This is a genomic window from Rathayibacter sp. AY1A5, from assembly GCF_002930875.1.
In the GTDB taxonomy this organism is placed as follows: Bacteria; Actinomycetota; Actinomycetes; order Actinomycetales; family Microbacteriaceae; genus Rathayibacter.
The window spans coordinates 1-13,328 of record NZ_PSTM01000021.1 but is presented as its reverse complement, the minus strand read 5'-3'; the positions used below and the strand labels follow the sequence as shown (position 1 = coordinate 13,328).

Sequence of the window (13,328 nt, the reverse complement as noted above, 5' to 3'; positions counted from 1 at the left end):
GCCGATGTGCACCGCGCCGTCCCGCCCCCGTCAGCAGCAGCCGCAGGCCTCGGAGTCCTCGCTCGTGAGCGCGGAGATCGGCGTCGTGCAGGACTCGCCGCGCCAGGCCTCCAGGCCCTCGCGGACGGCGACCGCGGCGATCACGAGGCCGGCGACGGGGTCGGCCCACGTCCATCCGAGCGTGCTGTTCAGCAGCAGGCCCACCAGGACGGCGGCGGAGAGATACGAGCAGAGGAGCGTCTGCTTCGAGTCCGCGACGGCCGAGGCCGAGCCGAGCTCGCGGCCGGTCCGGCGCTCGAGCAGGGAGAACGCGGGCATCACCAGCAGGCTGACGGCGGCCAGCACGATGCCGACGGGGGAGTGCTGGGCCTCCGAGAATCCGAGCAGCGCCCGGACCGAGTCGACGGCGACGAACGAGGCCAGGCCGAGGAACGAGACGGCGATCACCCGCAGCGCGGTGCGCTCGCGCGCCTCCGGATCGCGGCCCGAGAACTGCCAGGCGACGGCCGCGGCGGAGAGCACCTCCACCACGGAGTCGAGGCCGAAGGCGACGAGCGCGGTGGACGAGGCGACCGTCCCGGCGGCGAGGGCCACGATCGCCTCCACCACGTTGTAGGCGATGGTCGCGCCGACGATCCAGCGGATCCGCCTCTGCAGCACGCGGCGGCGGGCGGGGAGGAGCGGAGCGCGCAGGGCGGTCATGCGCAGCGGCAGTCGTCGCCGGAGCAGCAGTCCGGATCGACGACCAGGGCCAGGCGGAGCAGGTGGTCGAGCGCCCCGGCGATCCGGGTCTCGGCCAGCCGGTACCAGGTGTACCGGCCGTCCTTCACGGCCTCCACCAGCCCGCATCCGCGGAGGCACGCGAGCTGGTTCGACATCACCTGCCGCGACACCCCGAGCGCGTCCGCGAGGTCGGAGGGGACGGCCGGAGCCTCGCGCAGCGCGAGCAGGATCCGTGACCGGGTCTCGTCCGCCAGGGCGGATCCGAGGCGCGCGAGAGCAGCGGAGTGGGTGAGGGTCGCGGAGGCGGGCACGGGAGCGACGGTACACGCGATGCTGTATCGAGCGCGAGGGCGGTGGTCTCTCCTCGAACGGGTGAGCTCCCCTCCCGCTCCCCCCGTCGGGTGGGCGGACGGGCCGCACTGCCGCGGATCCCCGGGGCCGGCCTCCACGGCGCGCCCCGAGCGGCCCGCGCGCCGTGACAGGATCCCCTTGATCACGGCGCCCGTCCGCCGCTCCGCCGCTCGGTCTCCTGGAAGGGCCACGGACCCGCCTTGCTCGATGCCACGACCCTCCGCGTCGCCTTCGGGGTCACCGCCCTCACCCTCTTCCTGCTGTTCGCGCTGGTCACCTACCGGTCGACGCGCTCGTCCTTCAGCTTCTGGTGGTGCACGGCGCTCGCGCAGTTCATGGGCGGCTCGCTCGCCTACCTCCGCGACGGCACGGCCGACCAGGTGTGGGCGAATCCGCTCGGGAACGGGCTCATCGTGGCCGGCGCCGCCGCGGTCTGGGCGGCGAGCCGCTCCCTCCGCGGCCGGCCGACGCCGTGGTGGCTGGTGGTCGCTCCGACCGTGGTGGTGACGGGCGTGTCCAGCCTCGACTCGCCCGCCGTCAACGACTGGTCGGGAGGGCCGCTCTACCTCGCCTCGATGGCGCTCCTCATCGGCCTGTCGACCCGCGAGGTCGCGCTGCTCGGCGCCGGACGCTCGCGCACGCGCTGGCCGCTGCTGCTCAGCTCCGGCGCCCTCTCCCTCTACTACGCGCTCCGGTTCGCCGTGTTCCTGGCCGCGGGGCTGCGCAGCGAGCTGTTCGCGACCTGGTTCGGGACCCCGACCACCACGCTGATCACGCTGGTGCTGCTGGTCGTGGTGTCGTTCAGCATGGCGTCGCTCAGCGGCGAGCAGGTCGCGCAGATGCTCACCGCCGGCGCCGCCCGCTCGCGGCAGGAGCTCGCCGACGGCGAGAGGGTGCAGCGGCGGCTCGAGCCCCGCTCGGTCCCGGACCTCCCGGGCTACGACGTCGCCGGCGCCTGCGTGCAGAGCGGGACGGTGAGCGGCGACTTCTTCGACTGGCGCTGCACGCCCGACGGGCTCGCCGTCACCGTCGCCGACGTCATGGGCAAGGGGGTCGGCGCCGCGATGATCGCCGCCACGGTCCGCGCCGCCCTGCCGCCGCGGTCGCCGGCGTCACCCGCCTGGCGGCCGAGGGGCTGCTGGCGGACGACGTGACCGTGGTCGCGATCCGGCGGACCTCAAGGAGCTGACCCGGCCTCAGCCCCGCCCCGCCTGCAGCCGGAGCCCGGCCAGCAGCAGGTCGAGGCCGGAGCGGAACACGTCGAGGTCGTCGTGCGTCGCCATGACGTCGGCCGCGTGGTGGCCGAAGGGGAACTCCTCCGGATCGAGGGCGCGCCAGCGGTCGGCCAGGTGCTCGAGGAACTCGCCCCTCTCCATCCCGCTCTCGAGGAACTCGCGGGGCGGCGGCTGCGCCAGGTCGGCCGCGACTCCGACGACGTAGCTGACGATGGACGACACGGCGTGGAACCGCTGCCGGGGCGTCAGGTCGAGAGCCATGAGCTGCTGCCCGAGGCGCTCGTACATCGCCATCGAGTTGGGCTGCACCCCGGTCGTGCGGAGCATGTAGAGGCCGAACCAGGGTCGGCGGACGCACTCGTCGAAGAGGGCCAGTGCGACGGCGCGGACGTTGTCGATCGGGTCCGGCCCGTGGGTGAGCGGCTCGCTGTCTGCGAGGACCCGGCCCATGACCTCGTCGGTCGCCCGCTCCAGCAGCTCGTCGCGGCTGCCGACGTACCAGTAGATGCTCGCCACGCCGCCGCCGAGTCGGGCCGCGAGCGCGCGGAACGTGAGGGCCGACTCCCCGGACTCGTCGAGGATCGCGATCGCCTCGGCCAGCACGGTGTCGAGCGAGTGCGACGCTCGGCGGCGGCCCCGGGCGGGGGAGGGCGCGGCAGCGGTCTCCGTCGGGCGATCTGCAGGCATGGCTTGCATCTTACCGAACGGCGTTCCATACTATCGAACGCCGTACGAGAGTCGAACGGCGTTCGATAGGAAGGCGCCTCGATGTCCGCTCCGACGACCACCTCCGCCGAGTCCCGCGCTCACACCTCCCTCCGCTCCGCGGCACTCCCGCTCGCCGCTCTCTGCCTCGCGTTCTTCGTCGAGATGGTCGACAACACGCTGCTCTCGATCGCCCTCCCGACGATCGGACGCTCACTCGACGGGTCGACCGCCGGACTGCAGTGGGTGACCGGTGCCTACTCCCTGACCTTCGGCGGGCTGCTGCTGACAGCCGGGTCCGCCGCCGACCGGTTCGGCCGCCGCCGCGTGCTCCTCACCGGCCTCGCCGCGTTCGGGCTGATCAGCCTCGCCGTCGTCCTCGTCACCGACATCGGCCAGCTGATCGCCCTCCGCGCGGCGCTCGGCTGCGCCGCGGCCGCCATGGCGCCCGTCACGATGTCGCTGGTGTTCCGGCTCTTCGACGACGAGAGGCTCCGCATGCGGTCGATCACGATCGTGATGATCGTCGGGATGTCCGGCATGGTCCTCGGCCCCCTCCTCGGCGGCTCGATCCTCAGCACCGTCAGCTGGCAGTGGCTGCTCGTCGTCAACGCCCCGATCGCGCTGCTGGGCTGGATCGGCGTGCGCCTCGGAGTCCCCGCGGACCAGCGCGCCGACCTCACCTCCGGTCGGCTCGACCTGCCGGGGACCGCCCTCACCGTCGCCGCGGTGGGGCTCGGCTGCTACACGCTCACCAGCGGAGTCGAGAACGGCTGGCTGTCGCTCCTCACGATCGCCTGCGCCGCGGGCACCGTCGCCGCCGTCGCGGGATTCGTCGTCCGCGAGCGCCGCGCCGTCTCGCCCATGATCGACCTCGCGGTCTTCCGCGCCGGCCCCGCGCGGGGAGCGGCGCTCACGCAGCTCGGCGCCTCGGTCGCCTTCGCGAGCGTCCTGTTCGGCCTGATACTGCACTTCCAGTACGCCTACGGCTGGAGCCCGGTGCGCGCCGGCCTCGCGAACCTGCCCGTCATCGTCACGATGCTCGCCGCCACTCCGGTCACCGAGCGCCTCGCCGCGAAGCTGGGGCACCGCGCGGCCTGCCTGATCGGCACCGGGCTCCTGGTCGGCGCGCTGCTCGGGATGTCCTGGGCGGTGGACCGGGGCTACCTCGCGATCGCCGTGATGATGGTCGTGATGACGGTGGGCCTGCGGACGATCATGACCATCTGCGCCGTCGCCCTCGTCGAGGCGATGCCCACGAACCGCACCTCGATCGGTGCGGCGCTCAACGACACGGCCCAGGAGATCGGCACCAGCATCGGCACGGCCGTCGTCGGCACGCTGATCGCCGCACTGGTGGCGACCACCCTCCCGGCGGGCGCGTGGAGCGCAGACCTCGTCCGGAGCTTCTTCGCGGGTGAGCGGGTCGCTTTCCTGGTCGTGGCGGTCCTCGTCGGCGTGATCGCGACGATCGGCTCGCTGTCCCTCAGCGACTCCCGCTCCACCGAGGAGCCGGCGGCGGCCTAGTCCGTCGGGTCGCGCCGGGCGTCCTCGAGGTCGGCGATGTCCGTGTACTCGAGGAAGTCCAGCGGCGGGATGTCCGTCATCTCCTCGCTCCAGGAGGGGCGGGCCGGCTGCATGCGGCGCGTCTCGAGCTCGATGTGGGCGATGACTTCCGCGTCGTCCGGCTCCTCCACCTCGCTGCTGTCGATCGGCACCGACCAGAGCTGGCTCGCCGGCCCGATCAGCAGGTGGGCGTAGGCGCGTCCGCCGCCCTCGGTCAGGACCGGCACCGAGACGACATCCGACTTGCTGACGTCCGCGAGGGCCCGGGCGTACCGGAGGACCGCCTTGCAGGTCAGGTCGCCGACGAGCAGGTGGCCGCTGGAGTAGTGCAGTTTCCGCATGCATCCAGCCTCCGCGCGCCGCCCGCGGGCCCTCAAGAGGGTTGCCCTGTGAAGGCGGTGCCCCTAATGGGCCGGGAGGTCCCGCCCGATCGGGGTCATCGCTCCGGGTGTCCGGCGCTCTCGCGGAGCTCGCGGCCGTCGGCGACGTCCTCGGCGTGCTTCTCGGCTTTCTTGTCGCTCTGCCGGGTGTCGCGGGGCGGGAGCTGGATGTGCTCCTCGGCTTCGATGCCGGCCTGCAGCTGGCGGCCGCGCTCGAGCTCGGCGTCGAACTCGGCCCCGAAGAGCAGGGCGAGGTTCGTGATCCAGAGCCAGAGGAGGAAGACGATCACGCCGCCGAGGGCGCCGTAGGTCTTGTTGTAGTTGCTGAAGTTGGCGACGTAGAACGCGAAGCCGGCCGAGGCCAGCGCCCAGACGACGAGGGCGAGGATCGAGCCCATGCTGGTCCAGCGGAACTTCGGCTGCCGCACGTTGGGGGACCAGTGGTAGAGGACCGCGACGATGACGACCATGATCGCGATCAGCACCGGCCACTTGGCGATGCTCCACACGGTCAGGGCGACCTCGCCGAGGCCGATCGCGTCGCCGATGGTCTGCGCGATCGAACCGCTGAGCACGAGGATCAGTCCGGCGATGACGAGCAGGAGGACCGTCACGAGGGTGACGGCGAGCATCGTGGGGCGCAGCTTCCAGATCGGGCGGCCCTCGTCGATCTCGTAGACGCGGTTCATGCCGCGCCCGAAGGCGCCGACGTAGCCGGAGGCGGACCAGAGGGCGCCGAGGACACCGGTGACGAACGCCAGGCCGGCGGCGGGGCTGGAGGTGAGCTCCTGGATCGGGCCGCGGACCGTGTCGAGGACGTCGGCCGAGACGAACCCGCCGGCGATCTCGAGCACGGTGTCGGTCGTGGTCTCGGCCTGGCCGAAGAGGCCGAGGATCGAGACGATCGCGAGCAGCCCGGGGAACAGCGCGAGGACGGCGTAGTAGGTCAGCCCCGCCGCGATGTCCGTGCACTGGTCGGCGCCGAACTCGCGGAGCGTCTTCTTGAGGACGTAGCCCCACGAGCGCTTGGTGACGTCCGTCGGTCCGTCGGGCTTGCGGGAGTCGTCGGGGTCGGGCGCGGTGCGGTCGCGCTCGGTGCTGGTCTGGGCCACGGTCGTCCTCCATCTCGAGCGTCTGCGGATCGTCGGGGACGGAAGGATCGCCTGCGATCGCTCCGGCGCCCCGGCGACGCCGTGCTCGCCACCGACCGTAGGAGCGCCGGACGCTCGAGGCAGGACGGTTGACAGCCGCCCGTCGAATCCGGTGGGGGAGGTGTTCCGCGGTGGCGCCCGCGCTCAGAGATGCGCGAGCAGCCTCTCGCACGCCTGCTCGCAGCGGCGGCAGGCCTCGGCGCAGATCCGGCAGTGCTCGTGCATCCCGGCGTGCTGCTCGCAGTCGTCGGCGCAGGCGCGGCAGGCCAGGAGGCAGGCCTCGACGAGGGCGCGGACGGCCGCGGATCCGACGACGCCTCGGCGCGAGAGCACGGCGCCGGTCGCGGCGCACACGTCGGCGCAGGCGAGGTCGGTGCGGATGCAGTGGACCAGCTCGGCGACCGACTCCTCGCCCAGGCACGCGTCGGCGCAGGCGGTGCAGGTGAGTGCGCAGGCGCCGCACGCGTCGATGCACTTGGCCAGGACCTCCGGATCGACGCCGCGCAGCTCCTCGGGGTGGCTCCGGATCATGTCGCTCGTGCTGCTCATCGCGCGTCCTCTCGTCGTGACCCCGGCGGGTCGATCGGTCCGGGCGACGCTACGGGCCCGCCCGCCGCCGGGCGAGGGCCTGGCCAGGCACCGCGGCCGGTGGTAGCCGGGCGGTCAGCCCCTCACGACGAAGGCGTCGTGGATCAGGTTGCCCCCGGTCGCCGCCGGATTCCGTGTGCTGCCGCGGGTGATCGTGACGGTGTGGGTGCCGGCGGGCAGGGTCCCGCTGGTCCAGACGGTCTGGGCGGAGCGGGTGGTGGCGCTGTAGCGGTCGACCGAGGCCACGAGGACGCCGTCGAGGCGGACCTCGTCGATCCCGGACGTGCTGGACCGGCGGCTCACCCACGAGACTCCGGTGCCGGTGAAGCGGAGGGTCGCCGAGGCGCCCCCTGTCGACGAGAAGGAGACGCCTCCGCCGCTGTCCGCGGAGGAGGAGGTCGTGGACCAGGTGCCCGTGACGGCGACGGCCGGCGAGCCGTTCTGGTGGGTGCCGGCCCCGACGGCGGCGAGCGGAGTCGCGGTGGCGGTCGGCGTCGAGGTCGGCGCGGCGGTGGCGGTCGGCGTGGGCGTGGCCGTCGGCACCGGAGTGGCGGCCCTCTTCGCGAGCACGATGGACGCCGTCGCTCCCTTCAGCCCGCTCGGCCGGAACGTGATCGTCGTCGCGGTGCTCGTCCTGCTCGTCACGCTCAGGGCGGCGCTCGAGGACACCGTGCCCGCGGTCGGCCGCGCGAGCGTCACGGTGAGCGCGCTCGTCGAGACCTGCGTCGGGTCGACGGTCGAGACGGTCACCGTGTCCGCGTCCTCCCGGATCGAGACCAGTCCGGCGCCGGTGATGCTCGCGACCCGGGTGCCTCCGACGAGGACGGGGCTCGTGGTCCCGGCCTTCCACGACACGGCGCTCACGGTGCCGGTCGAGCGGTCGCGGGCGGCGCTCAGCTGGGGTGTGTTGCTGAGCACGGTCACGTCCGGGTCCGCCGCGTACGCGGCGGTCGCCGCCTCGGAGGCGCCGGGGAGGACCGTGTACGCGTAGGAGGCGCCGGTCGGGTTCGTGCCGTGGCTCGTCGTGAGGGAGTAGTAGTGGCCGGTCACCGGCGCCGTCGGACCGGCGGCGCTCACGGCGCTCCAGGCTCCGGTGCGGGTCCGCCCCTGCGCGGTCAGGGCGATCGGCGTCGGGAAGACGTAGCCCACCGACTCCGCGGAGCCGGTGATCGAGGCCCAGCGGGCGGTGCTCGTGGCGGTCGCCTCCGCACCGCGGAGGACGCCGTCGACGCGGAGCCTCGCGTCGGGAGCGACGTCGCGGCGGTCGTCGATCACCGTCTCCGCGCGCCGGCGCACCCCGTCCCAGCCGGTCCCGGACATGTCGGTCGCGGTGATCCCGGAGCCGAGCGCGAGGATCTCGTCGTCGAAGGTGAACCAGGCCTTCTTCGCGACCAGGCTCACCGACGCCGCGTCGAAGTCGAGCGCCGCGATCCCCGTCCGCCGCGACGGGCTCTCGAGGCTCCCGGTGAAGGTCGTCGTCGGGCGGGACGACGCGCCCTCGCCCGCGCTCCGGACGATCGTGTCCTCGGTGGTGCCGGGCATCCGGTACGGGTTCGCCGTGGCCCAGTAGCCGTCGTCGTACTGGCGCCCGCTGCCCAGGTGGAGCGACGTCGCTCCGTCGCCGGTGTACCAGCCGCTGCGGTTCTCGCCGTTGAGCGACTCGTAGCGGGCGATCCGCGTGCTCGACAGCCCGACGGCGAAGCCCGAGGTCGCCGTGGTCCGCGTGAAGCGGTCCATCCCGGCGAAGGCCCGGACGCCCGAGCCGATCGGGGTCGCGATCAGGCCCGTGTCGGCGAGGACGAGCCGCGCGCGCACGACGTCGCTGACGGACCCGGCCGTCTCGATGCTCACGGGGCTGCCGGCGTTGCAGGCCAGCCAGCTCTTCGCCAGCGCGTTCGTCCGTGTCCTGGCCGAGGGAGGGGCGCTGTCGGCGAGGCGCAGCACCGCCGCCTGCAGCTGGACGCCGACGTCGCCGTCCTCCGACTCCGCCCGCGCGGTCTCGCGGCCGCGGACCGTCGACATCACGGCGCCGCACCAGGTGACGGGGGCGAAGGAGGAGGCGAGCCGGTCGTACACGCCGAGCCCCTCCGGGCTCGTGATCTCCCAGCGGGAGCCGTCGAGCAGCGCGTACAGGTCGTCGAGGGTGTCGAGCATCGAGAGCCCGTACCCGCCGCTGTAGGCGAAGACGCTGTGCTGCACGAAGGAGCCGTCGGCGTGGAAGCCGTCGCCGGACGCCACCGTCCGCAGCGCCGGGTCGATGCCGGCGGCCGCCTCCGCGATCTTCGCCGGCTGCTTCAGAAGCACTGCCCGCCCGGCGATGACCGCCGCCGTCCAGACGCGGTTGGCGCCGGTCCGGGTGACGGTGTCGGCGAAGCGCGTCGAGGCCGACAGGTAGGCCTGCACCTGCGCCGCCGAGAGGTCGGGGTAGAGGAGGGCGGTGATGCTGTTCAGCTCGAGCGGGATGCCGATCTGCTGCTCCCACCAGCGGGAGGTGCCGGTGGTCGAGCGGTTGTAGCGGTTCGCCGAGAGCCAGTCGGCGGTCGTGACGACGTCGCGGAGGAGCGCCGGGTCGCCGCTGAGCGCGGTGCCGGGGGTCTTCAGCGCGGTCGCGAGGACGGTGACCCGCTTGTAGGCGGTCCACACCTCCACCGCCGAGGTGCCCGTGACCAGATCGGGCCAGGGCTCGCCGCCGTCGGTCTCGAGCGTCGACCAGTAGCCCTCGGCCTCGGCGACGAGGCGGCCCTTCGCCGCGGCGAGGCCGCCGACGCTCCCGCTTCCCGGGATCGTGCCCGTCAGATCGGCGACGAGGGCGAGGCGCATCGCGTCGTACTCGTCGCCCGCCGAGTCGACGGCGGACGCTGTCGGCGCGGTGGCGAGCGGGAGGATCAGGACGGTCACGAGCAGGAGCGCCGCAGCGAGCGGGCTCCCGCGCCGGGGCGCGTCGGATCGAGAGGGTCGGTTCGTCTCCGCGCGCGATCGGCGGAGGGGACGCGGCTGGGTGGGCACGGGCGCTCCTGAGGCGACGCCCACGAGCCTGCGGGCTTCGGGTGCTCGCGGGTCGCCGGGGGAGCGTCGGGTGAAGAGTAGGGGTCCGCTCCGTCCGGCGGCAAGAGGCGGAGGCGAGGACGGCCGGGATCGGCCATCGCCGACGCTCCCGACCGCGCGATCTGCGACAGCCGTACCCCGTGAGGGGTACAGAGGCGCCGAAGGTCCCCCACCCGTCAAGCGGGGCGATACGGTCGGAGGTGCGTGTGCGCTCCGGGGAGTCCCGGCGCGGCGCGCAGGGGGAAGGGGGCACGGATGATCGAGGCCGAGCAGGATCCGCGGCTGGTGGCGCTCGAGGCGCTCGAGATGATGGGGTCGGCTCCGGAGGAGCGCTTCGACCGGATCACACGGATGGCCGAGGAGCTGTTCCGCGTGCCCGTGGCCGAGATCCACTTCCTCGACGACACCACGCTGTTCACGAAGTCCCCGCAGCGTCCGGACGCCGTGCTCGCCTACCCGCGCGCCGGCACATTCTGCGACGCGACGCTCGAGAAGCGCACCACCTTCGTCGTGCCGGACCTCGGTGCCGACGAGGCGTGGGCCGGGCACGAGCACGTCGCGGGGTACCCGCACGTCCGCTTCTACGCCGGGCGGCCGCTGTCGGTCGAGGGCGACCTGCAGCTGGGCACCCTCTGCCTCATCGACTTCGTGCCCCGGAGCCTCACCCCGGACGAGCGGCAGCTGCTCGAGGAGTTCGGCGAGTGGGTCGAGCGCGAGCTGCGCGACACGGCGGAGCGCGACCGCGCCGCCGACATGCAGACGCAGATGGCTCCCTCCTCCCTCCACCACCCTGCCGGCTACGAGCTCTCGGGGCTCTCGCTGCCGCGGTGGACGATCACCGGCGACTTCTACAGCTGGCGCGGCGACGACGAGACGGTCGACCTGACCCTCGTGGACGTGATGGGCAAGGGGACGGCAGCGGCGATCGTGGCCGCCTCGATCCGCTCCGCGTTCCGGGCGCGCCTGGGCGGCGACCCCGACGCGGTCGTCAGCGCGGTGAGCGCCCAGCTGCACGACGACTTCACGGCCACCGAGACCTTCGCGACCCTCTTCCACGGGCGCCTCGACACCGCGTCCGGCCGGATCGACTTCGTCGACGCGGGCCACGGGCTCACCGTCCTCCTCCGCGCCGACGGCTCGTTCCAGCGGCTCGCGGCACTGGGCCTCCCGCTGGGCATCGCGGAGGACGGCGGCTGGATCACCCAGACCGTGGAGCTCGCGGTCGGCGACTCGCTCCTGGCCTTCACCGACGGCGTCCTCGACCTCTACGACGGGACGCTGCAGTCCCTGGCGCGCGCGGTCGACCTCGCCCGCGACTCCGCCGACACCGCCGAGTTCCTGCAGGCGCTGAGGGCGCTCGCCGCCTCCGGCTCCGCGTCCGACGACATCACCGCCCTCGTGCTGACCCGCACGGGCGCCGACCGCTCCGCCGAGAAGGACCCCGCATGACGTTCACGACCGAGACGATCGCCCCCGACATCGCCGTGCTGCGGGGGGAGGGGCGGCTCAACGCGGCCTCGGCTCCGGAGCTGCGCTCGGCCGTCCGCCGGGCGATCGACGAGGGCAGCCCCCGCATCGTCGTCGAGCTCAGCGCGGTGACGTTCATGGACTCCTCCGGCCTCGGCGCCCTGGTCGGCGCTCTCAAGACCGCGCGGCAGGCGGGCGGCGACCTGCGGATCGCGGCGCCCAGCGAGCAGGTCGTGATGGTGCTGCAGCTGTCCAATCTGGACCGGGTGCTCACCCTCTTCGACACGGCCGGCGACGCGTACCGTGACTGAGCGCAGCGTCGGGTTCCGCACGCCCCCGGACAACACCGAGGTCGTCCACGAGATGCTCGCCGGGCTCTGGGGCGAGCGGCCGGACCTGCCGGCCCGCGACCGCATGGCCGTCGAGACGGCGCTGGTCGAGCTGGTCGACAACGTCATCCAGCACGCGACGTCGACGACGACGATCGTCTGCCGCCTCGTCGTGCGGGTCGAGGGAGACGCGATCCACGCGGAGCTGGTCGACACGGCCGATCCGCCGGACATCGGCACGGGGCCGCGGGAGATGCCGGACGTCTTCGCGGAGTCGGGCCGCGGGCTCGCTCTCATCCAGGCTCTGACGACCACGTTCGAGCACGAGCGCTCGGAGGGGCGCAACGTCTGGACCCTGACCCGGGCGCTGGACTCCTAGCGACTGGCGCGGATCAGCGGATCGTGTGCGCGGTGATGACCGCGGCGGCACGCGCCAGGTCGTCCGCCATGCCGTTCAGCCCGGGGGAGGCCTTCAGCACCTCCGCGCTGACCTCGTCGTAGCGCTCGTCCACCTGCGCGAGCAGCTGCTCCCCGGAGGCGGTGAGGCGCAGGAGGACGCTGCGGCGGTCCTGCGGGTTGGCGAGCCGGTCGACGTGGCCGGCGGTCGCCAGCCGGTCGAGGAGCGCGGTCACGGCGCCCGTCGAGAGGGAGAGCTCGAGGCCCAGCCACTTCGGCGTGAGGTCGGGCGACTCGCCGAGGACCTCGAGCGCGGTGAGCTCCGAGATGCCCACGCCCACGCCCGCGGCGATGCTCGCGCGGAGGTGCCGCTGCGCGTTCTCGAGCAGGCGGAGCGACTGCCGCAGCTGCACGGCGGGCGCGTCCTGGTCGACGTCGCGCGGGGTCGGTCTCTCGGTGGTCATTCGTCCTTCTCGGGGTAGGGCTGGGGTCATCGTACGGGTCGCCCTCGGGGGTCCCGGCCTGTCACCCGGACAGGGGGCGAAAGAACGATTGCAATGTATCTTGGTCATCAAGTAACTTAGCGGTCAATCGAGTTCGGATGACCACCAGCCGGACCCTCCCCCTTCAGCATCAGCCCGCCCCACCCGATCAGGAGTCCTGCCATGTCGACCCACACCGCCAAGTCCAAGCGCGTCCGCTTCGCTCCCCTCGCCATCGCGACGAGCATCGCCGCCGCCGCTCTCCTCTCCGTCTCGATGTCCGGCACCCTGTCCGGCTTCGTCGCGAGCATCTCCAACACCGGCAACACCGCCGCCTCCGGCTCGCTCGTCATGGAGGAGAAGTCGACCGGCGCCAGCCCCATCACCTGCCTCAGCACCGACGGCGGCTCGATCAGCACCAACACCGCGACCTGCGCGACCATCAACAAGTTCGGCGGATCGACCACGATGGTCCCCGGCCAGACCGTCACCACCGCGATCACGCTGAAGAACACCGGCACCGTCAACGCCAACACCTTCACGCTGACCCCCGGCGCCACCTGCTCGCAGAGCAACAACGTCGCGGCCGGCGCCTCCGGCTCCGCCACCGACTTCTGCGGCAAGCTCAACGTCGTGATCACCTCCGGCGGGACCACCGTCTTCACGGGCACCGCCGCGACCCTCGCCGGCTCCGCCGTCAAGACCCTCAACACCGCCCCGGTCACCCCCGGCACCTCCACCCCCTTCTCCATCGCCGTGACCCTCGACTCGTCGGCCACCAACGCCTACCAGGGCCTGTCCGCCTCGCTCCCGCTCACCTGGACCTTCGCGAGCTGATCCCCTCCCCACCCGGCCCGGAGCGCCCCCGCGCGACGGGCCGGGGGAGGAGCGTCCCGCAGCGCTCCTCCTG

Annotated in this window: 14 protein-coding genes; 6 read left to right on the top strand and 8 right to left on the bottom strand. The window is 73.1% G+C overall.

All coding sequences use genetic code 11. The annotated features are described in order from the left end of the window. Positions 1-30: 30 nt before the first annotated feature. Both C5B98_RS13555 and C5B98_RS13550 read right to left on the bottom strand, forming a co-directional pair. The gene (locus C5B98_RS13555; protein WP_104224289.1) at positions 31-702 is read right to left on the bottom strand and encodes a cation diffusion facilitator family transporter; all 672 of its coding nucleotides are present in this window, start codon (positions 700-702) and stop codon (positions 31-33) included. Continuing rightward, complete coding sequence (locus C5B98_RS13550) at positions 699-1,034, bottom strand: helix-turn-helix transcriptional regulator (protein WP_104224288.1); 336 nt, start codon at positions 1,032-1,034, stop codon at positions 699-701. Before C5B98_RS13550 ends, C5B98_RS13555 begins: the two co-directional genes overlap by 4 nt. 240 nt (positions 1,035-1,274) lie before the next feature. Here C5B98_RS13550 and C5B98_RS17340 point away from each other — a divergent pair, with 240 nt between their 5' ends. Then, positions 1,275-2,228: a PP2C family protein-serine/threonine phosphatase gene (locus C5B98_RS17340; RefSeq protein ID WP_104224287.1), complete on the top strand. Its 954-nt coding sequence runs from the start codon at positions 1,275-1,277 to the stop codon at positions 2,226-2,228. 42 nt (positions 2,229-2,270) lie between these two features. Here the strand turns inward: C5B98_RS17340 and C5B98_RS13540 are convergent, their stop codons facing one another. Then, the gene (locus C5B98_RS13540) at positions 2,271-2,996 is read right to left on the bottom strand and encodes a TetR/AcrR family transcriptional regulator (RefSeq protein ID WP_219812210.1); all 726 of its coding nucleotides are present in this window, start codon (positions 2,994-2,996) and stop codon (positions 2,271-2,273) included. A gap of 81 nt (positions 2,997-3,077) precedes the next feature. Here C5B98_RS13540 and C5B98_RS13535 point away from each other — a divergent pair, with 81 nt between their 5' ends. After that, positions 3,078-4,541, top strand: coding sequence for an MFS transporter (locus C5B98_RS13535; RefSeq protein WP_104327937.1), 1,464 nt, complete (start codon positions 3,078-3,080; stop codon positions 4,539-4,541). On the opposite strand, the gene C5B98_RS13530 is transcribed toward C5B98_RS13535, so the two are convergent. The 4 genes from C5B98_RS13530 to C5B98_RS13515 all read right to left on the bottom strand — a co-directional run bounded on the left by C5B98_RS13530 (position 4,538) and on the right by C5B98_RS13515 (position 9,597). Further along, complete coding sequence (locus tag C5B98_RS13530) at positions 4,538-4,921, bottom strand: hypothetical protein (protein WP_104224284.1); 384 nt, start codon at positions 4,919-4,921, stop codon at positions 4,538-4,540. The genes C5B98_RS13535 and C5B98_RS13530 overlap by 4 nt on opposite strands. 95 nt (positions 4,922-5,016) lie before the next feature. Continuing rightward, on the bottom strand, positions 5,017-6,072 hold the full coding sequence (locus C5B98_RS13525; protein ID WP_104224283.1) for a YihY/virulence factor BrkB family protein: 1,056 nt from the start codon (positions 6,070-6,072) through the stop codon (positions 5,017-5,019). A gap of 183 nt (positions 6,073-6,255) precedes the next feature. Then, complete coding sequence (locus C5B98_RS13520; RefSeq protein ID WP_104224282.1) at positions 6,256-6,660, bottom strand: four-helix bundle copper-binding protein; 405 nt, start codon at positions 6,658-6,660, stop codon at positions 6,256-6,258. A 114-nt stretch (positions 6,661-6,774) separates the two neighbouring features. Next, entirely contained in the window at positions 6,775-9,597 is a 2,823-nt protein-coding gene (locus C5B98_RS13515) for a polysaccharide lyase 8 family protein (protein ID WP_146076963.1), read from the bottom strand. Between the two features lie 402 nt (positions 9,598-9,999). Between C5B98_RS13515 and C5B98_RS13510 the strand changes: the two genes are divergently transcribed. The 3 genes from C5B98_RS13510 to C5B98_RS13500 are packed head-to-tail and all read left to right on the top strand — an operon-like array spanning position 10,000 to position 11,919. Beyond that, positions 10,000-11,193, top strand: a complete 1,194-nt coding sequence (locus tag C5B98_RS13510; RefSeq protein ID WP_104224280.1) for a PP2C family protein-serine/threonine phosphatase — start codon at positions 10,000-10,002, stop codon at positions 11,191-11,193. Continuing rightward, entirely contained in the window at positions 11,190-11,522 is a 333-nt protein-coding gene (locus C5B98_RS13505) for an STAS domain-containing protein (protein ID WP_104224279.1), read from the top strand. The genes C5B98_RS13510 and C5B98_RS13505 overlap by 4 nt, the downstream gene beginning before the upstream one ends. Further along, entirely contained in the window at positions 11,515-11,919 is a 405-nt protein-coding gene (locus tag C5B98_RS13500) for an ATP-binding protein (RefSeq protein WP_104224278.1), read from the top strand. Before C5B98_RS13505 ends, C5B98_RS13500 begins: the two co-directional genes overlap by 8 nt. A 13-nt stretch (positions 11,920-11,932) precedes the next feature. Here the strand turns inward: C5B98_RS13500 and C5B98_RS13495 are convergent, their stop codons facing one another. Continuing rightward, positions 11,933-12,400, bottom strand: a complete 468-nt coding sequence (locus tag C5B98_RS13495) for a MarR family transcriptional regulator (protein WP_104224277.1) — start codon at positions 12,398-12,400, stop codon at positions 11,933-11,935. A 201-nt stretch (positions 12,401-12,601) separates the two neighbouring features. Here C5B98_RS13495 and C5B98_RS13490 point away from each other — a divergent pair, with 201 nt between their 5' ends. Next, on the top strand, positions 12,602-13,255 hold the full coding sequence (locus C5B98_RS13490) for a hypothetical protein (protein WP_104224276.1): 654 nt from the start codon (positions 12,602-12,604) through the stop codon (positions 13,253-13,255). The last annotated feature ends 73 nt before the right edge of the window (positions 13,256-13,328 follow it).

Coding starts and splice junctions, on each gene's coding strand:
- C5B98_RS13555 (WP_104224289.1), bottom strand. CDS start 702: ATGACCGCCCTGCGCGCTCCGCTCCTCCCCGCCCGCCGCCGCGTGCTG.
- C5B98_RS13490 (WP_104224276.1), top strand. CDS start 12,602: ATGTCGACCCACACCGCCAAGTCCAAGCGCGTCCGCTTCGCTCCCCTC.
- C5B98_RS13520 (WP_104224282.1), bottom strand. CDS start 6,660: ATGAGCAGCACGAGCGACATGATCCGGAGCCACCCCGAGGAGCTGCGC.
- C5B98_RS13510 (WP_104224280.1), top strand. CDS start 10,000: ATGATCGAGGCCGAGCAGGATCCGCGGCTGGTGGCGCTCGAGGCGCTC.
- C5B98_RS13495 (WP_104224277.1), bottom strand. CDS start 12,400: ATGACCACCGAGAGACCGACCCCGCGCGACGTCGACCAGGACGCGCCC.
- C5B98_RS13530 (WP_104224284.1), bottom strand. CDS start 4,921: ATGCGGAAACTGCACTACTCCAGCGGCCACCTGCTCGTCGGCGACCTG.
- C5B98_RS13535 (WP_104327937.1), top strand. CDS start 3,078: ATGTCCGCTCCGACGACCACCTCCGCCGAGTCCCGCGCTCACACCTCC.
- C5B98_RS13505 (WP_104224279.1), top strand. CDS start 11,190: ATGACGTTCACGACCGAGACGATCGCCCCCGACATCGCCGTGCTGCGG.
- C5B98_RS13540 (WP_219812210.1), bottom strand. CDS start 2,996: ATGCCTGCAGATCGCCCGACGGAGACCGCTGCCGCGCCCTCCCCCGCC.